Source organism: Paenibacillus sp. Y930 (assembly GCF_056786375.1).
Genome location: NZ_JBXCIX010000003.1, coordinates 330,934 through 356,179 on the forward strand (window position 1 = coordinate 330,934; position 25,246 = coordinate 356,179).

The window sequence follows — 25,246 nt, forward strand, 5'->3', positions numbered from 1 at the left end:
AATAAGATAAATATACCCGCACGCATAAGTGGATCCGTTATTCGAGTATCTTGTTTGCAACATACGCAAGATCCGTAATATCGATCTTATTATCGTTGTTCATATCAGCAATCTTGGCTGTTGCCCAATCTGTTCCGGTAGAGTCTTTGCCGTAATGGTATGCCACCATCGCAAGGTCACCTACAGTGATGCTTCCGTCCTTGTTGAGGTCAGCAGACACTTGCTTCATAACTGCTGCCTTAAAGGTATCTACTGCACTGTTAAGTGCTGTTACGGCACTATCGACCTCGGTCTGAGTTGCACTTTGGTTATCCTTTACAGCTTTTGCTGCGTTGATGGCAGCACCGAATGCATCTTTGGCTCCCTGCGGGTATTGTCCAGGCAGTGTGCCAACTACTGCATTGTCATACAGGCTCTGTCCATCCGAAATCGCTGCTATCAAAGCTGACTTGTCTTTAACCACTTCAATATTGCCTATTGCAATGCTCTTGCTGCCAAGAGCCGCCTGAATCACGGTTCCTTCTGGAGCCACACCAAGCATCGCCTGGGTAGTTGTAATTGTTCCGGTGGTATTCTGAACACCAGCCTTTACCTTGAAGGTTAGATTCAGAACCGGTGTACTGGCTCCAGTTACCCCCCCAATATTGGCGATAATGAGTCTTACTTTACCGACAGTGGCTTTGTCCTCTTCAATGATCTGGATATTGTTGTCGGCACCTGCCGCACTCACATACTCAAATACATTGGAATCATAGGACAGGGTGATGTCCTCTGCATAAACACTTTGTTCCAAGTTGTTCAGATTAACTGCCACTGTAAAGCTGCTTCCAGGCTTTACACTACTGTCTGCTGAAAGTGCAGCTGTAGGTACAAGTGGCTGAATGGTGGGCCAGACAGGATCTGCGGTCGAGTTGCTTGTCGTTAAATAAATCCGGTCTATGATTAGTCCGTCTTCCCTTCCCCAAAAGTTCAATTCATGCACGCCAGCAGTTATATTCAAAGGAGTTCCCCCGGGCACAGTTGTACCACCATTACTGAGATTCACCCATTTAAACTGACTGTTGCTAACAGCCTGAATACCATTGGATGTGAATTTATACTCATTATCTAATCCAACGTGGATGGAGTCCGAATTAAAATCAACGCTCTTTGCGAGCAGCCAAACATTGTATGTTCCTGCAGTCGTAAAATTGATTTTATATCCGAGTCTGGAACCTGAAGCCAAGGTAGCTGTATCCGTACCTGGCATACTGAAGTCAGTGTCAGGTCCAAATAGCATAGCTTTCGTGGACTGTCCGTCAACAAGCGACCAGGTATGGTCGTTTATGATGCCAGATACATAGGCGTTTTCCGAGTTTTCTGCTGCTGTTTCTGCCTCAATGGCAACAAAGACAGGCGTATTGACAGTGACAGTAATTTGCGCTGTTGCAGCATCGCCAAGTTCTCCCTTAAAGCTTACAGCAACACTCGTTGTTCCGCTGGCTTTAGCCGTTATTGTACCGTCTGAAACATCTGCAATATTCGGACTTGGATTGCTATAGGTTGCTTTTTTTGTTACATCTTCAGTGTGTCCGTCAAGATACTCTGCTGTTACTTTAAATGTTGCTGTTCTGCCAGAATCCAGTGCAACCGATTGATTGTTAACTGTAATCTGCTTTACCATTAATTCACTGTTCAAATCTTTTACTAACATATGGACTGTATCAGTTTTTCCGCCATAGCTGATGCTGATGTCTGTTGAACCATAGCCTATTCCGGTTACTAACCCGTTGCTGATACTTAAAATACCACTTTGTACCGGTGTTGCAACTGCCTGCGCAGTAACATCTGCACTTGTTCCATCGGTGTATATAGCTGTAACTTTCATGCTTGCCTGGTTGGTCCCGGAAACAATATCAATCTTTTGTTTATCGATTGATACGTTGATTGCAGCAAGATCCTGAGCTTCGCTCTTTTTCCCAAACTGCCAATAATCTACCTTGAAGAGATTACCTGTTGACGCTCCCCTGAATACCATATATACATCATGGACTCCTGTAGCACCAGAAACATTTGTTGTCTTTGTCTTCCAAATATTTTCTCCGCCTGTATTAGAAATTGGTAGCGAACCGATCAATTTTCCATCAGCACTATCAAGATACAACTCAATTACCCCGCCATTGGAACCGCTTGCAACGTTTGCTGTAAAGGTTCCCGCGCCTGTATCACTAAAATCAACTTTGGATACAGCTGTCCAATCCCCATTATTTATGTTGCTAACTGCCAGATTTACTCCGCTTACCATTGCTCCTGGTTGAGTAGTGGTTTCAGTGGATATTCCTCCGTTCCAACCAATAGTTTCTGCCTCTACCCTCGTATAGGGATTTAAATTTATTAGCTGCGGAACACCTTTATAATCGCCAGTAATGTTCTGGATGACACCTTTATCATCAAAGCTTACCTTATTGATGTGTGCGTTGCGATACCCATGTGCTTGCCCTCCCATTTCTGGTACCGTCCCACTTTCAGCCATTGCCTTTGCAACGGTCTGAGCATGATATGTGATATACCATTCGCCGTTGAATTCAAACATGGCGTGGTGGTTGTTGCCTCCAACACCGAAGAATGTTGCAGGGTTGGGCAGTATTGTTTTCACGTAGGTATATGGGCCCATAGGATTATCGCTTATCATATAGGCAATAGTTCCTGTAGGGAATTCCGGTGGATGATTACCAGAAAAATTAGTGCTATAGGAGTAATAGTATTTCCCGTTGTATTTGTTGATTCCTGAATCCTCAAACAACCATGGTGGATTGATCGGCACAGCTTCTCCGCCACTAGCAGCCAGATCCAAGCTGGTCATATCCGCCCCGAGCTTTGCAATTCGTGCTGTTCCCGGGTCAGCATCTTTACCCGTCGGAATACCTCCGCCAAAATAAATATAACCAGTTCCATCATCATCAATCAGCACCGCAGGGTCAAAAAGCCAAGTAACATTACTAGCTCCTGGAGTATTTCTATTGATAAGAGCCTTTCCAATTGGATCTCTAAATGGACCGATCGGACTGTCCGCTGTGAGCACACCAATACCGTTAGCACTATCCGCGAAATAAAGGAAAAATTTCTCTTTGCCATCTATCGTTTTATGTGCAGCTGCTGGCGCCCATGAGTTGTTTGCCCATTTTGCCGCACCTTGCGCCCCGGCTACAGGTATTTCTCCGTGATCTGTCCAGTTCACCATATCGTCGGACGAAACAACCGTAATCTTATTGATCAAACCATAACCGTTATCCTTAACAGTTCCGTTAGCATTGTACTCCAATATATCATTTGTCATGTAAATATAAACTCTACCATCATAAACCATTGCATATGGATCGGCACCAAACTTTTGAGTAAATAGCGGATTATTGTTACCCGGCGTTTTAGCAATCGCTGGAGTGATCGTAGCTTCTGCAGCCTGTACGCTTATCGCACCTGGGCTTAAAGGGCATAATGTGATTGCAAGAGCTAAAGTCATCGTCATCGATAGAATTTTTTTCCATTTTTTCATTATGAAAAACCTCCACCTTCATTATTTAATTAATTGTTGCGTTTGACCCCTCTTGAGAGTAAACACCTCCTTTCACTACTGGTAACAGTAAATCTTAAAGATCCATCACCGACCACCTCACGGATTTACCTGTGTAGCCCCATATGCCACCTTATTTTATCTACTTGTTCAATAACCTGTATATGATAACGGCTGCTTCCGCTCTTTTCGCCGTAGCATTGGGCTTAATCATGCCATTGTAGCCCTGGATGATTTCTTCCTTGACCAGTTGAGCCAAGGGTCTTACTGCATAAGCAGCTACCTCACTAGAATCACTGAATTTGTTTAAATCCGAGACTGACTCATCCTGCATTTTACCAGCAATTTTCATTGCTCGTTCGGCCAGCACCATCATATCTTGTCTGGATATGCTTTTCCTCGGCTCGAACTGGTTGTCGCCTGTTCCCTGAGCAATTCTTAGTTTTTTTGCTATCCCTACCTCTTTGTAATAATAGTCAGACTGTTTTACATCCATGAAACTGCCGTCTACTTCTGCATCAATTTTTAATGCCCTGACCAGCAAGCTAATGAAATCTGCCCTAGTAATGTTGTCTCCCGGGTTAAAGGAAGTAGCTGATGTTCCCTTAATTATTCCCAATGATACAAGAGCCTCTATCTCCATCTTAGCCCAATCATAGCCTGCTAGATCGTCGAAGGTGGTTCCATAACTGTAAACAGTAGCTGTTAGATTCTGATCCAGTGCCTTCACTGATACCAGCTTAATTTTGGCATTTCCCTGAGCCTTCCCTTTAAAGGCGATGGTACTCAGAGCTATGCTCCCTTTTTCTCCTGCCTTCTTTCCAATTTTCGTGAACGCTATAGTCATTTTTCCTTTATCTACCTTGGGTTGTATAAAATAACCCTCTAGCTTTGATTCCGCCTTATCTAACTCAACAATATCAGGATCGAACGTAATCAAAGCTTCATATGCATAGAGGTCTTTTAAGTTGCTGCCATTCACCGTAACTACTAACGCTTGATCAGGCAAAGCGCTGTCTTTATTATTAGTCAGAGTGAAGACCGTATCCCCTTCTGCATATCCTGTTCCGGGTATACAAGCTGCTATCATGACTGCAACTAAAAACATTACTATAGTTAATTTCCCTGTTCTCATGCTAACCTCCTTATCGTAAGAATAGAATGATTATTGTATAAGTAGACTTTAGAAGTCGTCACTTGATGCGATTCAAGATTTACCTATTAATTCAATAGTTGTTTTTCTAAGCGCTTTAAATTTTATGTTTGTTAATATTAGAAAACCATAAAATCATACAATGCTAGGCTGCTTCTCCTCCTACTCATTAATTAACACTTCTAGATTACAGTAATTCTTTTGCCTATCCCCCTTTGATTTATATTGCTTTTATTATAACTTTGCCACCTTAGAATCACGATGGAATTTCTTGTTTGAAAAGTATAAATTTTTAGGTACTTTTTGGAATTTTTAACAATTAACTGTTCGAATGTTAATTGACAGTATCTCCGGAGTGATACCAGATTACTTTTGCTTTTGTTTCGACCGTTATCATGTGTGTAAAAAGAAAAACTTGAACTTTGAAAAAAAAGAGAGCCTCTGTAAGATAGGATTACACAAGGGGGCTTACCTCAAACCCCCATCATCATAGAGGACACTCTTCAAACCACACGATTGAGCAGATCACTTATTCGAGTATCTTGGAAGCAACATACGCAAGATCTATAATATCAATCTTATTATCGTTGTTCATATCAGCAATCTTGGCTGTTGGCCAATCCGTTCCAGCAGAGTCTTTACCGTAATGGTATGCAACCATCGCAAGGTCACCTACATCAATGCTTCCGTCTTTGTTAAGGTCAGCAGACACTTGCTTCATAACTGCTGCCTTGAAGATATCTACTGCACTGTTAAGTGCTGTGACGGCACGATCGACCTCGGACTGTATCGCACTTTGGTTGTCATTTACAGCTTTTGCTGCGTTGATAGCAGCACCGAATACATCTTTGGCTTCCTGCGGGTATTGTCCAGGCAGTGTGCCAACTACTGCAGCGTCATACAGGCTCGCTCCATTAGTAATGGCTGCTACTAAAGCTGACTTGTCTACCACCTCAATCCTGCCTATTGCAATGCTCTTGCTGCCAAGAGCCGCCTCAATCATAGTTCCGTCAGGAGCCACACCAAGCTTTGCCTGGGTAGCTGCTATCGTTCCAGTGGTATTCTGAACACCCGCCTTTACCTTAAAGATCAGATTCAGAATCTTTGTGCTGGCTCCAGATACCCCTCCGATATTGGCGGCAATGAGTCTTACTTTACCGGTAGTGCCTTTGTCCTCTTCAATGATCTGGATGTTACTGTTTGCTCCTGCCGCACTCACATACTCAAATATGCTGGAATCATAAGAAAGAATGAGATCCTCTGCATAAACACTTTTTTCCAAGTTGTTCAAGTTAACTGCTACTGTAAAGCTGCTTTCAGGCTTCACACTGCTGTCTGCTGAAAGTGCAGCTGTAGGTACTAAGGGTTGAGTTACCGTTACATTAAATACCGCTGTTTGATTACCATCTGCTGTTGTCGCAGTAATGACCGCATATCCTGCAGCTATTGCGTTTACAGTTATACTTGTAGTTCCTGCTTCAGGATTGTAAAATGCCCCAGTTACTGTTGCGACACCTGTATTGCTTGATGAGAAGGTTACTTCCTTATTGGCTGCAATAGATGGAGCCACTGTCGCAGTCAGCTGTCCACTATTTCCTGGAGTGAGATTAAGACTCAGTGTTACTCCTGTTACGTCAATTACTTCTCGGCTCTCTGCAAAGGATACAGTCGTAAACAGCGACGAAATAATAGAAATGATAACGATAAGGTTAAATAATTTTTTCATTGACAAACGCCACCTCTCCAAAACTTATCCATACCATTTTGTAAAAGCTATGGACGGGGTATAAAGCATCCCCATCCATAGCTTTTCGTATGATTTTTTTAGTCAACTAGCTTGGAAGCAACATACGCAAGATCCATAATATCGATCTTATTATCGTTATTCATATCAGCAATCTTGGCTGTTGCCCAATCTGCTCCGGTAGAGTCTTTACCGTAATGGTACGCAACCATCGCAAGGTCACCTACATTGATCCTTCCGTCCTTGTTGAGGTCAGCAGACACTTGCTTCATAACTGCTGCCTTAAAGGTATCTACTGCACTGTTAAGTGCTGTTACGGCACTATCGACCTCGGTCTGAGTTGCACTTTGGTTATCCTTTACAGCTTTTGCTGCGTTGATGGCAGCACCGAATGCATCTTTGGCTCCCTGCGGGTATTGTCCAGGCAGTGTGCCAACTACTGCATTGTCATACAGGCTCTGTCCATCCGAAATCGCTGCTATCAAAGCTGACTTGTCTTTAACCACTTCAATATTGCCTATTGCAATGCTCTTGCTGCCAAGAGCCGCCTGAATCACGGTTCCTTCTGGAGCCACACCAAGCATCGCCTGGGTAGTTGTAATTGTTCCGGTGGTATTCTGAACACCAGCCTTTACCTTGAAGGTTAGATTCAGAACCGGTGTACTGGCTCCAGTTACCCCCCCAATATTGGCGATAATGAGTCTTACTTTACCGACAGTGGCTTTGTCCTCTTCAATGATCTGGATATTGTTGTCGGCACCTGCCGCACTCACATACTCAAATACATTGGAATCATAGGACAGGGTGATGTCCTCTGCATAAACACTTTGTTCCAAGTTGTTCAGATTAACTGCCACTGTAAAGCTGCTTCCAGGCTTTACACTACTGTCTGCTGAAAGTGCAGCTGTAGGTACAAGTGGCTGAATGGTGGGCCAGACAGGATCTGCGGTCGAGTTGCTTGTCGTTAAATAAATCCGGTCTATGATTAGTCCGTCTTCCCTTCCCCAAAAGTTCAATTCATGCACGCCAGCAGTTATATTCAAAGGAGTTCCCCCGGGCACAGTTGTACCACCATTACTGAGATTCACCCATTTAAACTGACTGTTGCTAACAGCCTGAATACCATTGGATGTGAATTTATACTCATTATCTAATCCAACGTGGATGGAGTCCGAATTAAAATCAACGCTCTTTGCGAGCAGCCAAACATTGTATGTTCCTGCAGTCGTAAAATTGATTTTATATCCGAGTCTGGAACCTGAAGCCAAGGTAGCTGTATCCGTACCTGGCATACTGAAGTCAGTGTCAGGTCCAAATAGCATAGCTTTCGTGGACTGTCCGTCAACAAGCGACCAGGTATGGTCGTTTATGATGCCAGATACATAGGCGTTTTCCGAGTTTTCTGCTGCTGTTTCTGCCTCAATGGCAACAAAGACAGGCGTATTAAAATTAATAGTATAGACAGATGATTGTAAGCCTTCCCTGCTTACAGTTACCGTAGCCTTTCCTGGTACTGCCGTCGCCTGTGATATCGTAACAATCGCACCAGGGTCATTTGGAGTAGCGGTAACCTGCGGCGGAGCTGATCCTGCAGGAACATCTAGAGAAAAAGTGTAGGTACTAGGACTGAACCCGTTCACTTGTACACCATTAACCTGGAGACCCTTCAAATTCGTATCAAAGTTTGATCCTGCCAATTTGTCATCTAGTTTGAAATAATCGATATCTACGTAACCACCTGTAGTCTTTGTAGCAAAATTAAATAAGGCAAAACGGTAGCCGATAAAATGAGGTAATGTATATGACATCTGAAGCGTGTTTCCTATGGAAGCCCAACGCTCACCGTCAAGACTATAATAAAAATATGCTTTATCTGTCCTATTCTTAAAATCAAGTTCAGTCTTTAAATATACGATGTCCTGAGTAATCGGAATGTTTGCTGCTTCCACTGCTGTTCCTGAACTTCCATTCACCATAACAATAGATTTTGTAGTACCGGACATTTTAACACCGACAAACCCATAGTCTCGTTGGAAGGCGGCAATTCCGGCATAATCCCCGTCCTTCATATTGCTAACATCGATAGCAATTGTTCCTGAACTTTCAGGCCCGAAGGTTCTTTGTGTAAGAGTATTTCTGGCATCAAGAATACTCATGCTTGTTTTTCCGGCAGTGAGTCTTACATACCCCGGTCGGTCAGTAAGAGACCAGTATCTATTGTCAGGATTATGGTTCCACTGCCAAACTAATGATAGATTGGATCCATTATAATCATTTTCTCCTCCTGCTACCTCTGTGTGATAAGCACCAACTTTCTCTGTTCTCTGATCGAAGTTATCTGATGAAACCCATGATCTTGAAAGCACGGCAGGAATTCCCGTGTCGTTGACATCTCCGAATACAGGCCATCCATCCTCACTCCATGTCATCGGTACAATGTAAGGTATACGTCCTACAGATCCATGATCCTGGAACAGCATTCCGTACCATTTTCCGTCAGAGGCTTGAACAATCCCCCCCTGTGCTATTCCGGCGCCGCTTGAATTACTGCCCGATCTTAAAGCAATCTTCCCTTCATATGTGCCATCAATAGTGTCAGCCCTATGTACTAGTTGAGTACGTATATTCCCTGTTGGCCATGAAATATTGAAGATATAATATTTACCATTAATTTTATGAATGTGTGAACCTTCAGCTCCAAGACCGCCGGAGCCACCAGGAGCGCTTGCATTTTGAATTATTGTTTTATTCATTCCGCCTGCTTTGATCGCTGTTGCGTCTGAAGTAAGCTCAACAATCTTAATAGCTCCACCGCTATAAACCAAATACACACGTCCGTCATCATCAAACAGCAATGACATGTCATGATAAACTCCACCAGCAAGTTCATACTTTTCCCATTGGCCCTTTTCTATGTCGGTGGTTTGAAAGATATACGTTTTACCAGTATCATTGGAAGCAAATACTACATAAAACTTGCCATTATTGTATCTAATGCTGCTTGCCCATGAGCCTTTCCCGTATATGTTTTGACCATCTGAAAGAGTTTGTTTATCAGTAGCCGCGAGCACATCATATACATAATTGACGATTTCCCAATTTATGAGATCCTTAGACTTCATAATAGGAACTCCAGGATTCATGTGCATGGTTGTGCTGGTCATATAATAGGTATCATTTACCCTGATAACATCAACATCCGGTACATCCGCCCAAATTATTGGGTTCTTGGCAGTGGTGCCATCAGCATATGTAGATGTGCCAGGTAGACAGCTAATTATTAATGTAAAAGCTAATACGATTGCAAATAGTTTATTATACATGGATTTGAGTTCCTCCCCTATGGCTCATTCTAAAAAATTAGTGTTAAATTATTACGAGCATGATGTATGATTTCTTTGCAATATGAGTGATTTACCAAGGTGATTGATTGGAAGCGAACTACACATAAAATTTCCCGTTTGGATTTCAATTACATACTTAATTTAACAACTATGTTATTGAAAACGCTTTAAATATTGTAGACGTTAAGGTTTTAATATGCGAAATCCTTACAGTTTTTCGCTACTTCTCCTCCTCCTTCTTATTAAAATACAAAAACTTTAAAAAACAGTAATCCTCTTGCCTCCCCCCTGTTTATATTGCTTTTATTATAATTGCATCACTAGAAAATCACGATGTAATTTCTTGTTCGAAAAGTAGAGATTTTAGGCTTGGTGGGTATTTCTCATAATTATCTGTTTAAATGCTAGATAAAAGTGCCAGCGGTAAGATATGGCTTCACATGGGGGCCTACCCCCAAACCCTATCATCAACTGCAAAGCAACCCCTTTTAGGAGCGGAATCGCGGCTTTACCATCATTCATGTTCCCAGAAGAGAGCATGGCTCCAAGGATATATTGACTCTTGGTTCCTACAGCAAGATACCTTTATAGCCATACCAGAAGACGTTTTTTCCATCACTATTTTTCTTGATTCCCCACTGCGGGTTAAGAGGCATTTCATCCCTTAGAATATGGAACGTCCCACTGAGTTGTGCAGCGATTTCTTTCTCGAAGATTGGCTTTTGTTTCTCTTCTTCTTGTTATTGTTCGAGCCAAGCTTCACGTTCGGCTTTTGATTTTCGCCCACGCTTTTTAGGTTCGGGTTTTTCCTTTTCTTGCTTTGCAGGCGCTTGATCTCGAGCTTCGATATGAGTTGCATCTATGGCAACGGTATCGTCCGTAATGAATGATTCTGCCATGGCTTGCTTTAACAACTGTTCTTGCATTTCTTCCAACGCATGGCTTTGGCTCATCTTGCGCACCAACCTGGAATAGGAAGATTCAGAAGGAATTGCTAGATAGGCTTAATATCGATGGTAGAGAAAATCTCACGGAAACGATCTTTTTGTTCCATTTCATAAAGCTCTTGCAGGGTAAATAAGCTCTCGTTTCGTATATATGGCATAGGGAGTTCTCCTCGTCTCTTTTGGTATGGTGTGGTTACTTTACCTATTCGAGATTTGGGGGGTACTCCTTTTTCTATGCCTTAAGGAGCTAGTCGTAGCAAAGCTTTATATTTATGAAATTGATTCAAATAATAATAATAAACAAATAAAACACGACTATGCCTGCAGTTGATATGCTCCCATCATAGTAGACAGTAGAAAAAACAAAATTTCTACTACTACGATGATGGGAGTTTTTCTAATGTCTAAAAGAAGTTCAACCTCTGTTGAAACAAAATTACATGTCGTACAGCGATGCTTAGAGCACAAATCAAATCCAACATATGAAGCAAAACAGATAGGTGTTAACCCACACACGGTTAATGATTGGATAAGAAAATATAAAGCAGATGGATTAAAGGAATCTAATACATGGAAAACCTACTCAAAGGAATTGAGGCTCGCTGCTATTCATGATGTATTATCTGGTCATTGTTCTGTAGAAGAGGCGACAAAGAAGCATCGCATTTCAAGTAGAAGTGTTTTAAGGAATTGGATTTCCAAGTATACTAGTGAGATAGAATTGAAACCTACTCGTAAAGGAAGAGGGCTATCTCATATGAATAAAGGACGTAAAACAACATTTGAAGAACGGATCGAAATTGCACAATATACCATCGCTAATGGTTTGGATTATCAGAAAGCGATCGTAAAGTACGGGGTATCTTATCAGCAAGTCTAAGCATGGGTTCGGAAATACCAAGCAGGTAGCGAGGATGCGCTTAAGGACAATTGCGGTCGTAATAAGCCTATAGAAGAACTAGATGAGCACGAACGCCTTAAGCTACGGATCAAGGAACTAGAAGCTCGGAACGAATACCTGGAGATGGAGAATGCCTTCGAAAAAAAGTTGGCAGAGATCAAGCGACGAAATACACGCTAACCCTCGTTCAGCAAGAACACTTGTATCAAGCGATTCAAGAACTGAACAACGAAAAAGGGTACGCCATTACGAAGTTGTGTGCGTTAGCAGGAGTTGCTCGATCTGCCTATTACAAGTGGTTACATTGTACTCCATCTACCAGAGAACGTGACATTCTTGCACTAGCCGAAGAAGTAAAGCTTCGTTATGACAAGAGAAAAGGGATACTTGGTTATCGCCAAATGCGTACTCAGTTAAACAGAAAACTCAAAAAGAAGTATAACAAAAAACGTTATTATCGAATCATGCGTGCGCTTGGACTCCAAGCAGTCATCCGCAAGAAGCGGCCACATTATGTGAAAGCCTCTGCGATCCATGTCGTTGAAAATGTAATGAACCGTAACTTTGACGCCCATTCTCCTAATTCAAAGTGGTCTACAGATGTAACTGAACTAAAGTATGGAAGTGGTCGCAAAGCCTATTTAAGCGCGATTATTGATATGTACGATAATTCCATTGTTTCCTGGGTATTGAGCCATTCTAACAACAATAAACTCGTGATGGATACGCTCAAGAAGGCTTATGAGAAGAATCCTGGTGTCACTCCACTCATCCAAAGCGACAGAGGCTTCCAGTATACGTCTTATGAGTATAATCGACTCCAAGTAAAATACGAATTTATAAAAAGCATGTCTCGCGTGAGCCGATGTTTGGACATCCAGCCTATTGAGCGCTTTTGGGGTACTTACAAATCGGTAAGTTATTATCTTACAAAGTTTAACACCTATGAAGACGTTCTCAAAGACGTTAGCAACTATATTCGCTATTACAACAACTACCGCTATTCAGAATGTTTGGATGACTTGTCACCTAACGAATACCGACGAGCTGCATCATGAAAAAAACCTCAGCTCTATTAAAACGAGCCGAGGTTTCTAATCTAACTATTTTTGTTTTTTACACTGTCCACTTGACAGGGAGCACTTCAGGTAATCCCTACGCCGCTATTTTTCAATTGACTTTGCCTGGGAACTATGCCTACCTCGGATTTCGCTCTATATTATACGGTTCAGCTCACTACATTAAAGCAGCTTGCTTCTACCCCTTCTTGCTCTAGTATGTTAGCGGCAGTCGCGGTCACATTATCAACCTTAACACTATGTTCGCGCTTGCAACGCACCTCTGGCAACTAGCATGTATCCGGCCCCCCGAACCGTAATGATTCTCTCAGGATTGGCAGGGTCAGCCTCGATTTTTTTGCGTAAATTGCTGATGTGTACAGCGACCGTTCTCGTGTCCTCCAGACTCTCCGTTCCCCAAATGAACTGAAACAACGCATCGACACTGACGACACGATTGACGTTTTGAGCCATATAGGACAGTAGACTAAACTCTTTTTTTGACAAAAAGATAGTTTCACTCCCCATGTTGACGGACTGTGCGTAGAAATCCAACGTCACCCCCGGTAACTCCAGCAGTTGTTCCCTTCTGCCCGTCGATACTCTGCGAAGATGAGCCTTGATCTTGGCCATGAGTACTCCTGGACTGAACGGCTTGGTCACGTAATCGTCACCGCCATAGGATAATGCACTGATTTTCACCTCGTCCTCCTCACGACTGCTCAGAAACACGATTGGCGCATTCGTGTAGCCCCGTGCGTCCCTGCACCAATCTATGCCGTTTTCATCAGCCAGCAATACATCCAGTACAATCAAATCCGGCTCGAAAGACTTAAGTAGCTTCATGGCTTCTGTCCCGCTATGACTATAGGAGGATATGAAACCCTCTCTTTCGCAATACACCTGAACAATCTCGCATATATGGGGATCATCATCGACGATCATAATTTTGTGCGTGTCCATCACTCCGTCACCTTTCTCCTTCTCAAATACAAGGAAGCGATATATACAATATCGATTACGACGAAATGCATCCAAGATGCGAAATCCTTGTCCTTCCATTTCACTTTCAATCTACCAATTAAAGTGATTCTATTCTATCATGGTGGGCTTTAACCGCCTAGCTACGCGCCATGCGTGGCGCACAAAAAATAGTAGCACAAACTATGGCCTTGGTCTGTGCTACTATTTTTAGTATGTTTTATATTGAAACTTCACCATATTCCGTTCACTCTACTAAAACAATAGAAGCTATTTTAGCTCTAATAGTCTTAAGATAATCGTAACTGCTTCTGCTCGTGTAGTCTCATCGTTTGCTTTAAATAATGTATCCGTCTCCCCATGCATGATACCTACCTCATCTACATAGGCTACCGCAGCTTTTGCCCACGCTGGTATTGTTTCTGCATCGCTAAATCGCAATACTGTATTTGCTCCTATAGCATTCTTTACACGTGCGATCATGACTGCCACTTCTGCTCGTGTAATATCCGCATTCGCACGGAAACTTCCATCGTTATATCCTGTTATAATACCTTGTTCTACAACTTGTGCTATAGCTTGCTTTGCCCATGCTCCAATTACGGCATGATCTGTAAATGTTAGCTCTGATCCTTCACCACTTAAATTCAAGCTATTGGCTAGCATCACGGCAAACTCTGCACGCGTAACAGATCCATTCGGTCTAAATGTCCCATCTGCATAACCTTTAATGATGCCACTGACTAGCGCCTGTTTGATGCTTTCTTCTGCCCAGTGTCCTGTTATATCAGACAAGTTTGAAATAATCTGAGATACTGTTTCTTTCTCTACTAGAAATACTGCAATTTTTGCTACATGATTCATCTGTGCAGAAATCGTATTACCTATTATTGTACTTCCTTCAACCTCTACCCATACTTTATTAATTTCATCATATGAAAATAGGTCTGGTTTTTGATTGTCTTTTACTTTACTTGGATCAAACTGCAGGGTGACTGTAATCGGATGATCAAATTTCCACGAGACGTTTTTGGATATATCATAGATTGAACTTAACAGCACATCGTTATCTTTAATGAATGGCTGTGGATTAAGCATTTTCGTTACCGTTATGTCTACAGCTTGACTGGCGGATACAACTGGAATATGAACTATGATTTCTTCTTCAAAATTTAGTTCACCAGATTGCCCTGCATAGATTGTAACCATTCTTATATTAGATGGTATTGTTGAAATACTACTATTTCCACTAGGTGTAGGTGAATGTTTCAACTCCCATTGTGCATAGAGCGTTACATCGTCTGTAATGACGAATGTATCTCCTACTTTATACTCTACTCCCGATCCATCTGCTGATGTGTTCCATCCGTCAAACGTATAATTCGTTTTACCTAGCTGACCACTATTGTTCGAAACCGTTACGGTTTCCTTACGTGTATACCCTATACTTTCGCTTGATACAGCTCCGCTAGTGTTTCCATTACCATCGTATATAACGTACTTATTAAAAACTCTCAATTGAGGGTACCCGTCATTACGTAATGGATCAATTATCCATATATCAGAAAAACCTGTCCACAATTCATAAGTTGAAATATCTTTCAGTTCAGATGTCGACTTACCTGTTCCCTTGTCTGTATCTATCTCATTTACGATCTCATTGTTATAATAACTATGTTGAACGTCCGCTTCATCATGATTATAACCTACCAGACCTCCATAATGAACATCAGCTACTACTTGGCCCGTTGCGTAATTAAAGCTCATATCATTTGTGCCCGGAATACGGGGACTAATAATACCTACCAAACCACCAGCATTTTCACCAGATGCTTCCACATTACCTCTTGCGAAGCTATTAAGAATAGTTCCGGTTGAATTTCCGACTAATCATCCCACAGATGATGCGCCAGTAATATCCCCTAATGCATAACTACTACTTATAGAACCACCTATTAATTCACCTACTAGTCCACCTGCATCATTTCCATTTGCAATAACATCACTTGTTGAATAGTTATTACTTTGGGTTGTTTCAAGACTGCGTCCAATCAAGCCTCCTATTTGATTCTGACCAGAAACATTACCCGTCGAATAACTATGCTCTACTGTTGCAAAGTGACTATCTCCTATTAAGCCCCCAACATTCGTCTCACCTGTCACAAAAGTCTTCGCATAACTATCACGTACTTCTCCACCTGGATGTTGAATTCCTATTAAACCTCCAACATTACTTTCACCAGATATAGTAGCTTCCGCATAACTCTCGAATACCTTCCCACTGTTGAATCCAACTAGACCCCCAATTCCGCTTCCAACTGGAGTGCTTATTGTACCCGTCATATAGCTATTCAGTATTTTTCCTATATTCCATCCAGCAATGCCCCCTACATTGTTAATTTCTGTTTGAATATCAATATTCACATTTTCTACTCCCAGATTAGACACTATACCTGATGTCCCAATAGAACCAAATAAACCAACATAATTAGTCAATGATTCGCTATTTATATTTAAATTTTTAATTTTATAACCATTCCCATTAAATACACCTTCAAATATACCCTTAAAATCATTATCCGGTTGTCCTATAGGAACCCATGACTCTGAAGCCAAATCAATATCATTCATTAAAATAAAATGGATTCCCTCACCAAAGTGTCTCCTCACTGATATAAGATCATCGACGCTCGATATTTGATATGGGTCATTTTCAGAACCATCACCAGCCACAAAGCTAGGCATAGGCTCAGCACTAATCTTTACAGGTATAATTCCTAATCCGAGTAAAACTGTTATTGCAAGACCAATTACCATACTTCTTTGAAACCAATGTTTCATGTTTATTCCTCCATTATTCGTGATCTTGTTTAGTGATTCTATTCTATCATGGTGGACTAGCTTACTTGTGAAACGTAAAGAAAACTTTAAGTTCGCGCTTGCAAAGCTAGCGGAAAGAACAAAAAAGGGTCAACAGCGTCAAGAGATGCCCCAACGCCGTGACCCCATTTTTTCCGCCGAGTAAGAACTCCTCCAAACCCAAGCCGAGCATAATAAAAAACCTATACTTTACGAATATTTCGCCCTATTTATAGTAGGCTATCAACCTTAACACTTTGTTCACGCTTGTAACGCACTTCTGGCAACTAGCATATATCCAGCCCCTCTAACCGTAATGATTCTCTCAGGATTGGCAGGGTCAGCCTCGATTTTTTTGCGTAAATTACTGATGTGTACTGCGACCGTTCTCGTGTCCTCCAGACTATCCGTTCCCCAGGTGAACTGAAACAACGCATCGACACTGACAGCACGATTGACGTTTTGAGCCATATAGGATAATAGACTAAACTCTTTTCTTGACAAAAAGATAGTTTCACTCCCCATATTGACGGACTGTGTATAGAAATCCAACGTCAACCCCGGTAACTCTAGCAGTTGTTCCTTTCTTCCAGTCGACACTCTACGAAGATGTGCCTTGATCTTGGCGATAAGTACGCCTGGGCTGAACGGCTTGGTCACGTAATCGTCGCCGCCATAGGATAATGCGCTGATTTTCACCTCGTCCTCCTCACGACTGCTCAGAAACACGATCGGCGCATTTGTGTAGCCCCGTGCGTCCCTGCACCAATCTATGCCGTTTTCATTAGCCAGCAATACATCCAGTACAATCAAATCCGGCTCGAAAGACTTAAGTAGCTTCATGGCTTCTGTCCCGCTATGACTGTAGGAGGATAGGAAACCCTCTCTTTCGCAATACACCTGAACAATCTCGCATATATGGGGATCATCATCGACGATCATAATTTTGTGCGCGTCCATCACACCGTCACCTTCTTTCAGTGTCTATCGCCAGCTATCCTGTTCATTTACTACAATTTTTGTCGATTTTTCTCTTCCTATTTTATCATGGTAGATTAGACCACTTGTGAATTACAAAGAAAACTTTAAGGCAGAACAGCCTGCTCCGATGGAGTGGGCTGTTCCGCCAATCTGATCTGTCAAGGTTAATGTAAGTACGGATCATACTTCATTACGGTCACTAGATCTCCAATACCGGTGTGGTACACTAGCTGTCGAAAGAGATACTTGACTATATTGCCGCTAACGTGTTCAGTACGTCTCCCGCTTGCAGTCACGGTAGCGCCGTCCACTTCGCGTACAACGTGAGGTCACTTCTCTCCACCCGTTCCCTGCTGAAATTGTAGAATATAGTCAGCTCAACGTCCCGGTACCAACCGACGAACATGTAACCGTCCTTCATCGGTTCTGCAGGCACCGTGACAGTGTCGCCACTTTCCAGCGTCTGTTCAACCACTTGCGATCCGCCCATGCTGTCGAAGTACACCGTTAAGGACGTATCAGTATCCACTTCGCGTGCAACGAATGGTAATATAATTCACCGTGCCTCGGCACCTCTGTCGTGAAATCGTAGGCTATAGTCCTAGCTTGGTCGCTGTACCAACCGCCGAACACATAACCTCCTAGGGTTGGATCCTCAGGCTTCGTAGGAGCTTCGCCAAACCACGCCGTCTGGTCAGCTACTTTCGTTCCGTCACCGGTGTAAAACTGCACTAAATATTGATTCCCCCACCTTGCGTACAACGTGAGATCTTCCGTCACAGGTGTCGTGAAGTCGTAGGCTTTCCAAATCTCACCGGTGTACCAATGGCGGAACAAGCCACCATCAAACACTGGCATGAGGTCAGGCGGCGTAGCTTTACCACCGCTTGCCACTGTCTGTTTAAATACCTTATAATGTTCTGCTGGCCAACGCGGGCTGTACCATCCGTAGCCAGCGTCGAAGCTCACCGTGTGAGGAACCTCCCACTTCGCGTACAACGTGAGATCACCCTTCACCGCTGCCGTGAAGCTGTAGGCTTCACTTAGACCCTCGTCGCTGTACCAACCATCGAACACTAAATCCTTTATCTCCGGTACGACAGGCGTCGGCACGGCAGGCGCTATAGCATTGTCGCCAGATGCCACCCTTTGGTCACCCACTGAGGATCCGCCTCGACTGTCGAATTTCACTGTGTAAAGAGGTATCCACTTGGCATACAACGTGAGATTTTTCGTCACTGGTGTCTCGAAGTCGTAGGCTTCACTCATATTAACATCTTTGTACCAACCGCCGAACTTGTGATCATTCTTCGTCGGTTCGACAGGTATCGCAACTTTTTCTCCTTCGTTCACCGTCTTAGCAGCCCCTTGCGTGCCGTCCATGCTGTTGAAGTTCACCGTGTAGTTGTTCCTCTGCCATCCCGCATACAGCAAAAGATTCATCGTGATCGTTGTTGTCGAGAAGTTAAATTCATCCGTCAAGCCTTCGTCGCTGTACCAGCCGATGAACGTATAACCTTCACGTGTTGGATCATTAGGCTTCTCAGCTAGTGCGCCCTCTACCACCGTCAAATTAGCCACTGCCGAACCTTCTTTACTGTCGAAGCTCACTACATAGCTATTTTTGGGCACAATCGTCCACTTTGCGTACAAGGTAATATTGCTTGTCACTACAGTCGTTGTGAAGTCATAGATGCTTGATAACTCGCTATCGCTGTACCAACCGCTGAACACATATCCGGCCTTTGTCGGTACGACTAGCGTAGCATTGTCTCCTTCGTTCACCGTCTGGGCAACCACCGTTGACCCCCCGTCACTCTCGAAGCTCACCGTGTAACTGTATATCCACTTTGCATACAACGTGAGATTCACAGTCACCAATGTTGTGAAATCATAGGCTTTCGTCAGCGCGCCATCGCTGTACCAGCCGCTGAATACGAAACCGTCCTTCATCGGTTCATCCGGTTTGCTTGCCAATAAGCCAAAATCTACTGTCTGGGCAGCTACTGGGGATCCATCGTTGCTGTTGAAGCTCACCGTGTAGCTGTTAGTCGTCCACCCAGCGGTGATCATGACATCTTGTGTGGGCATCGTAGTCGGTGGAACTGGCGACCATCCCGTGAATGTATGTCCCTGCCAGGTTGGGGTGCCAATGTGCAATCCCGTTGTTGCGCCAAACGGCACGGGAACAACATTAGTCGCGACGTCGCTATTATAATTGATCGTCATGGCGTAGTTATTGCGCGCGTAGAACAACTTCAGCACTGTTGTGCCTTCGCCCGCGATATTGGCCTTCTGCACCGTTCTCGAAACGGTATTGTCGAACGTAAAGCCCTCATAAGATCTCGGATTCGTCATATTTACCTCGGTATCGGTTGTCCCGCGATGCGATTCCGTATCTACAACCGTATAGGTGTCGCTGCCGATATTTTGCAGCAAGTAGACGACCTGATATGGCGTGTCCTCTCTCGCTGTCCACATTGCGGTATAGGTGATGTTCGAAGTTGGCATGATACTCGGCACCTCCGGCGACCAACCAGCGAACGTATAGCCTAGTCTTGTCAGCACTGGTTTATGGACGGCGATGTTCTTACCGAACAGTGCCGTGATCGAACTTGTAGGAGCACTCTTATAACCCCCATCGAAGGTAATGGTTCGATCAGTCGGATAATATTCCACTCTCACTACTGTCGAGCCATCACCCTTAATGTAAGCACCGCTTGCCGTCCCGTTTGTATAACCTTGCTCCCTGTATCGGTCAGAGTCGATCTGAATCTCTGTGTCGGTTGTGCCAGTCAGTATTTCCGTAAAGTCGGGTGATGTCGATGTCCCAGTATTCGGGTCTATTAAGTAATGCTGAACGGTATACGGTGTATCCGTGTTCGTTGTCCAGTGTGCGTACAGATTAAGATCCAATTCTGGCATAATATCCGGAATCGTCATCTCCGTGCCGCCAGTAGCCTCCGTGAACCAACCGTCAAAGGTGTACCCCGGATATTCCAGTGCGGTCACGCGGATTACCGTGTTAGGGCGGGCAACGACAATCTCCGTCATTTCACCGTTCTGCGGATCCAGTTGAAGGGTGTACTCCCCTGGCCTAATGCGCCAAGTCAACGGAATCGTGCGCTTGATCGGATCAGACGTGAACGATAGCGGCGCTCCCTTCCAGGTGATGACCAGATTGCCCTTACTCACCGTACCGCTTGTATCCACTACTTCGATCTTCTTGGTGGTTGCGTTATACCTGAAATTCGGGTTATCCACCTGGACATCGAAGCTTGAAAGAGGATACGTCCGAGCATTTGTGCCGCCTGTCTTCAAATCAAACACACTCATCGTGAACAACGAATCCGGCACAACGACGGATGACGCGGATCCCGCCATGTTCAATTCGCTCGTACCATATTGCGGATAGTAAAAGCCAGTGACATTATGTTGCTCCCCTACCGAGTACAAAGGCCATTTTTCCTCATATATCGGCACGCTGGCTTTGAGCAATCCATCGCCCAATTGGGCGCCTATAGCGCTTTCCAAATAGATGCCCATCTCTACATACAGAGCGCCGAATGATTGCGTAAACCGTTTCCCACTTATATTTTTCAGCTGATAATAGAAATAGCCCCATAAATTCACATAAGCTCCAGGTTCAACAGAAATCCCAATACTATTCCAATCAACGCTGCCTAGCCCCGCTTTAAGCTCCAGTTGAATGCCCGCCCGCAAGCCGAGCGTCCCCATGACGTAGAATGTAAACTGATAATCACCGTCACCATTCAATCTTGTCGTATGGACATGGCCTTCTCGTCCAAACACCAACAAAGTCGCCGAGAGACGCTTGGCAGTCGTATAGTTGAAATCAGCCCCGACCGTCATGTTCACATTGGCGCTGACCACGAACTCAGCCGAAAACTGGATTTCGACCAGATTAGCAGCAACTCGTACGCTCTGCTCAAAAAGCTTCTTCTTAACTAACGGAACCCACTCCGTATCGTTTTCCATCATTTTTTTATATTGTTCTCTCAAGGACTCAGCATCGACTCCGCTATCTTGCACACCATCAATCAACGCTTTAATCTCTGTCGCAATATCCAATACTTTACCAAGCTGGCCGCTATTTTTCGCTCTATCCCAATCTGCCAGCGCCGCTGCTAGCTTATTATGTTCGATGGTAGCAATCTCCGCCTTAATGTTGAGCCCAGTATAGCTATAAGCGTCCAGATTAACTGTGATCCGATAATCTGTCGGGAAAGGTAGCGTAGCGCAAAAGATAAAGCATTTCTCTTCGTATTCCGCACCGCCATTGACGCTGAGATTCAAGCTTATCTCCTCAAGAAATGTGCCAGTCATATGAATGACGAGATCGCTTTCTTCATGGATAGGAATGACAATATCTGCTCCGACTTGAAGTGTAGCGCTGACTCCGGAAGTTTGTCCGGCAATATTCTTCACTCTCGTACCAAGTGAAGCTTTCACAGTCACATTCTCTACATATGCTCTGCCTCCGATTCTTGAAGCCGCGAATCCCTTCGCTTTCATCTGTGTCTTGAATATATCCGTCTCCCTCGCCAGAGTAGAAAGATAGCTTGCAGTTTGATTAACGAAGCCACTGTCTATCGCTTGCTGCTCAATTTCATTCTCAAGCTGAGTGATGTCCTCCTCCGACAACAGCATATCGCCGTCAATCGCTTGTTGCTGATAGATATTGAAGGCATGCTTGATGTCTTCCACATTGGCATCGCTATACTCAATAACCATCATCTCCGCCGCAGGAATAATCGAGATGATGCGTCCATAACTGATTACTTCGAAGTTCGCATCTTCCTCAGTGAATTCACCCGTATAAAAAGCGATAAAATCGCCTATATCAACGGTGGTCAGTTCGCTCAAACCAAAAGGCGCATATCGATCATCGCTGTAGTTCATCGCAACTTGCTCTACCGTGATCGAAAGATTGTTCGGATCGCCATCCGTATCCGCATCTACACTTACAGGCAGCGTGTCTGGCATGAACAACACTTGCTTGATATCCGCATGATCGTAAGTGTAGGTCTTTCCGTTAATCGCCGTGATCTGTATATAGGCAACATCGCCGTCGTCTGCACCTGTTGTATTTACCGTGCGCTGATCGGGGCGAACACCTTCATAGATCGCGACAGTAGCACCAACTTGAATGCTAGCATCCCCCGTATATTGGAAAGTTCCACTACCTGCATTCGCCTCAGCAAGACCGCTGCCGCCGCCGTCCATCGCCATCGTAATGACCGGGATCGCAGGCGAACCAACTTCTGCACCATCGATCATCATATTCGTGATATCCGCGAAGCGCAGATAAACCATATTCGGATTCAACGGAATATTCATAACTTCTTTTTTAGCAACGCTAAACACGTAAACGCGCGTCGTCGCATCTTGACCTTGGAAAGTCAGGCGATCGTCCGTTAATGTAAGCTCATAGGTGTTGCCTTCTACGAACTTACCGTCTTCAGCTGCGGATGCTACTTTGAAGTGACCATTCGCATCAGTGACGGCAGGCTCTATGGGGTCAGGATTCGCAGTGTCGATGAATGTCATACCCGCTTTTACTTCAGCTGCTGTCATACTGCCGCTTACAGCGTTGACAGTGATAGTGAAGCTTTGCGGAACATCCTGCACCGAGTAGCCTGGGATGTTTTCTACCGTATTACTCACATGATCAATATACTTCGCATACAACGTTGTATCCGCATTAACCGTGCCGCCTTCCGCGAAAATGCGTGAAAAATCTTCGTCTCTAAACCAGCCCTGGAATATACTTCCTTCTTTTGCCGGGGCAGGCAGCTTACTCAGCACTTCCTCAGTTCGTACCGTCTGAGGAGCTACCGCCGAACCGCCGTTACTGTCAAAGCTCACTGTGTAGCTATTCATCGTCCACTTCGCATACAATGTAATGTTGCCAGTCACTGCTGCCGTGAAGCTGTAGGCTTTGGTCAAGCCACTGTCGCTGTACCAGCCGCCGAACGTATAGCCTTCCCAAATTGGTGTACTAGGTGCAGTAGCTAATCCGTTATAATTCACGGACTGACTTGTTACCACCGTGCCGCCTTTACTGTCGAAACTCACCGTGTAGCTATTAATTACCCACTTCGCGTACAACGTAACGTTACCCGTTACTTGTTCCGTGAAGCCATAGTGGCTTTTCAAGTCGCTATCGCTGTACCAGCCGTCGAATGTATGTCCTGCCCGCGTTGGGGCGTCAGGCGCAGCAGCCACGGCGCCTTCTTTCACATTCTGGTCAGCCACCGTCGTACCTTCGTTGCTGTCAAATTTCACCGTATAGCTATTTTTTTTCTCAATCGTCCATTTCGCATATAATGTAATATTGCTCGTCACGACAGCTGTTGTGAAGTCGTAGACGCTTGTTAAGGTGCTATCACTGTACCAACCGCTGAACACATATCCGACCTTTGTCGGTGCTCCAGGCGCTACAGCTTTAGTGCCTTCGTTCACCGTCTGAGCAGCCACCGCCGACCCACCGTCACTGTCGAAGCTCACTGTGTATCTGGCAGTCCATTTTGCATATAGCGTCATGCTATCCGTCACCGGTGTCGTGAAGCTGTAGCTGATCTTCAAGCTGCTGTCGCTATACCAACCACCGAACGTATAGCCTAGCTTTGTCGGCACTTCAGGTACCACAGCCTTGGAGCCATATTTCACCGTCTGGCCAGCTACTGATGTACCTCCGTTGCTCTCAAACGTTAGCGCATATTCAGTGTTATTATTGCCACCGCTATTACCTCCATTGTTGCTACCATTATCCGTATTCGAAGTCGGAGATGGAGTCGGGGTTGGAGTCGGGGTTGGGGTCGGGGGAGCTTGATTCTGCTCTTCCCATGCTTCCACAACCGCATTGCTGCGCATAAAGCTAGCAGCAGCTTCCGCACGAGTCGCTTGCGCATGCGGGTTGAAATTGCCATTGGCATCCCCAACGAATAAGCCTGCTTGCCACAGCTTAACGACCGCATCAACAGCCCAAGAAGAAACACTAACGAGATCGCCCGGCTTCGTCGTTATGTGAGTGCTTGTTTGATAGGGAATCTGATAGCTTTCGAAATACCGCAAAGTCATCGTCAACATCTGTTCTCTCGATACCGTTGCATCAGGAGAGAAATTTTGATCACCCGTGCCGTTAGTAATCCCTTTCTCAGCCGCCCATTCTATATATGGTGCATACCAAGCACCAGTCTGCACATCGGCAAAAGTCGAGATTGGATACTTACTTATATCCACGCCTGCCATTCTTCCAAGCGCCGTCACATACATGGCACGCGTCATCGTTCCCTTTGGCGAGAAGGTATCAGCGCCTGTTCCATTGAATATGCCATTCTTCTGGACATATATGACCGCATCATAAAACCAGTCCGTTGGATTAACATCTTGATACCCATCCGTTAGACTAACATTTTGAAATTCGCTTGATTCAGCCGCTACCGCCTGCTGCATCGGCAGTAAGCCCACTGGCAGTAAGCTCACCACCATACTAATAACGAGCATCAATGCCAGAAGCCGTGATTTTAACTTCCAGCCCCATTTTATTGCCTTCTTCAATTCATTCATCCTCTCTAGTAACTACTATGAATCTCTTCTCCTACCATACTGACTCTCTCATTTCGATGTCGAATACTGTCACTAATATTGGATTATTTATGTCGATTCTATCATGGTAGGTGGAGCATTAGTGGATTACAAAGA

The 25,246-nt window shown here is 44.3% G+C and carries 12 protein-coding genes and 1 pseudogene; 2 read left to right on the forward strand and 11 right to left on the reverse strand.

Translation table 11 applies throughout. The annotated features are described in order from the left end of the window. Positions 1-37: 37 nt before the first annotated feature. The 5 genes and pseudogenes from AC1TO5_RS10475 to AC1TO5_RS10495 form a co-directional block, all read right to left on the reverse strand. The gene (locus AC1TO5_RS10475; protein ID WP_482062752.1) at positions 38-3,505 is read right to left on the reverse strand and encodes a carbohydrate-binding protein; all 3,468 of its coding nucleotides are present in this window, start codon (positions 3,503-3,505) and stop codon (positions 38-40) included. A gap of 187 nt (positions 3,506-3,692) precedes the next feature. Beyond that, positions 3,693-4,685, reverse strand: coding sequence for an S-layer homology domain-containing protein (locus AC1TO5_RS10480; protein WP_482062753.1), 993 nt, complete (start codon positions 4,683-4,685; stop codon positions 3,693-3,695). 547 nt (positions 4,686-5,232) lie between these two features. Further along, positions 5,233-6,429, reverse strand: coding sequence for an Ig-like domain-containing protein (locus AC1TO5_RS10485; RefSeq protein WP_482062754.1), 1,197 nt, complete (start codon positions 6,427-6,429; stop codon positions 5,233-5,235). A 98-nt stretch (positions 6,430-6,527) separates the two neighbouring features. After that, positions 6,528-9,770, reverse strand: coding sequence for a family 43 glycosylhydrolase (locus AC1TO5_RS10490; protein ID WP_482062755.1), 3,243 nt, complete (start codon positions 9,768-9,770; stop codon positions 6,528-6,530). Between the two features lie 489 nt (positions 9,771-10,259). Then, positions 10,260-10,783, reverse strand: a pseudogene (locus AC1TO5_RS10495) (transposase); the annotation flags it as partial. A 355-nt stretch (positions 10,784-11,138) separates the two neighbouring features. On the opposite strand from AC1TO5_RS10495, the gene AC1TO5_RS10500 reads away from it, so the two are divergent. Beyond that, positions 11,139-11,618 (forward strand): helix-turn-helix domain-containing protein, encoded by a 480-nt coding sequence (locus AC1TO5_RS10500; protein WP_482062756.1) that lies wholly within the window; start codon positions 11,139-11,141, stop codon positions 11,616-11,618. A gap of 134 nt (positions 11,619-11,752) precedes the next feature. Next, positions 11,753-12,697 carry an IS3 family transposase gene (locus AC1TO5_RS10505; RefSeq protein WP_482063108.1) on the forward strand — a complete coding sequence of 315 codons (945 nt, stop codon included), beginning with the start codon at positions 11,753-11,755 and terminating at the stop codon, positions 12,695-12,697. A 258-nt stretch (positions 12,698-12,955) separates the two neighbouring features. Here AC1TO5_RS10505 and AC1TO5_RS10510 read toward each other — a convergent pair whose 3' ends face one another. From AC1TO5_RS10510 to AC1TO5_RS10535, 6 genes are all read right to left on the reverse strand, one after another. After that, entirely contained in the window at positions 12,956-13,660 is a 705-nt protein-coding gene (locus tag AC1TO5_RS10510) for a response regulator transcription factor (protein ID WP_482062757.1), read from the reverse strand. 288 nt (positions 13,661-13,948) lie between these two features. Continuing rightward, positions 13,949-15,517: an S-layer homology domain-containing protein gene (locus AC1TO5_RS10515; protein ID WP_482062758.1), complete on the reverse strand. Its 1,569-nt coding sequence runs from the start codon at positions 15,515-15,517 to the stop codon at positions 13,949-13,951. 51 nt (positions 15,518-15,568) lie between these two features. Continuing rightward, positions 15,569-16,519, reverse strand: a complete 951-nt coding sequence (locus AC1TO5_RS10520) for a hypothetical protein (protein WP_482062759.1) — start codon at positions 16,517-16,519, stop codon at positions 15,569-15,571. A 279-nt stretch (positions 16,520-16,798) separates the two neighbouring features. After that, complete coding sequence (locus tag AC1TO5_RS10525) at positions 16,799-17,497, reverse strand: response regulator transcription factor (RefSeq protein ID WP_482062760.1); 699 nt, start codon at positions 17,495-17,497, stop codon at positions 16,799-16,801. A gap of 313 nt (positions 17,498-17,810) precedes the next feature. Next, positions 17,811-18,047: an InlB B-repeat-containing protein gene (locus AC1TO5_RS10530; RefSeq protein ID WP_482062761.1), complete on the reverse strand. Its 237-nt coding sequence runs from the start codon at positions 18,045-18,047 to the stop codon at positions 17,811-17,813. Further along, positions 18,026-25,111 (reverse strand): InlB B-repeat-containing protein, encoded by a 7,086-nt coding sequence (locus tag AC1TO5_RS10535; protein ID WP_482062762.1) that lies wholly within the window; start codon positions 25,109-25,111, stop codon positions 18,026-18,028. The genes AC1TO5_RS10530 and AC1TO5_RS10535 overlap by 22 nt, the downstream gene beginning before the upstream one ends. Positions 25,112-25,246: the final 135 nt, after the last annotated feature.

Bases quoted from the DNA above. Each gene is read 5' to 3' on its own strand.
- AC1TO5_RS10480 (WP_482062753.1), bottom strand. From the start codon at position 4,685: ATGAGAACAGGGAAATTAACTATAGTAATGTTTTTAGTTGCAGTCATG.
- AC1TO5_RS10525 (WP_482062760.1), bottom strand. From the start codon at position 17,497: ATGGACGCGCACAAAATTATGATCGTCGATGATGATCCCCATATATGC.
- AC1TO5_RS10490 (WP_482062755.1), bottom strand. From the start codon at position 9,770: ATGTATAATAAACTATTTGCAATCGTATTAGCTTTTACATTAATAATT.
- AC1TO5_RS10500 (WP_482062756.1), top strand. From the start codon at position 11,139: ATGTCTAAAAGAAGTTCAACCTCTGTTGAAACAAAATTACATGTCGTA.
- AC1TO5_RS10485 (WP_482062754.1), bottom strand. From the start codon at position 6,429: ATGAAAAAATTATTTAACCTTATCGTTATCATTTCTATTATTTCGTCG.
- AC1TO5_RS10520 (WP_482062759.1), bottom strand. From the start codon at position 16,519: ATGAAACATTGGTTTCAAAGAAGTATGGTAATTGGTCTTGCAATAACA.
- AC1TO5_RS10475 (WP_482062752.1), bottom strand. From the start codon at position 3,505: ATGACGATGACTTTAGCTCTTGCAATCACATTATGCCCTTTAAGCCCA.
- AC1TO5_RS10535 (WP_482062762.1), bottom strand. From the start codon at position 25,111: ATGAATGAATTGAAGAAGGCAATAAAATGGGGCTGGAAGTTAAAATCA.
- AC1TO5_RS10510 (WP_482062757.1), bottom strand. From the start codon at position 13,660: ATGGACACGCACAAAATTATGATCGTCGATGATGATCCCCATATATGC.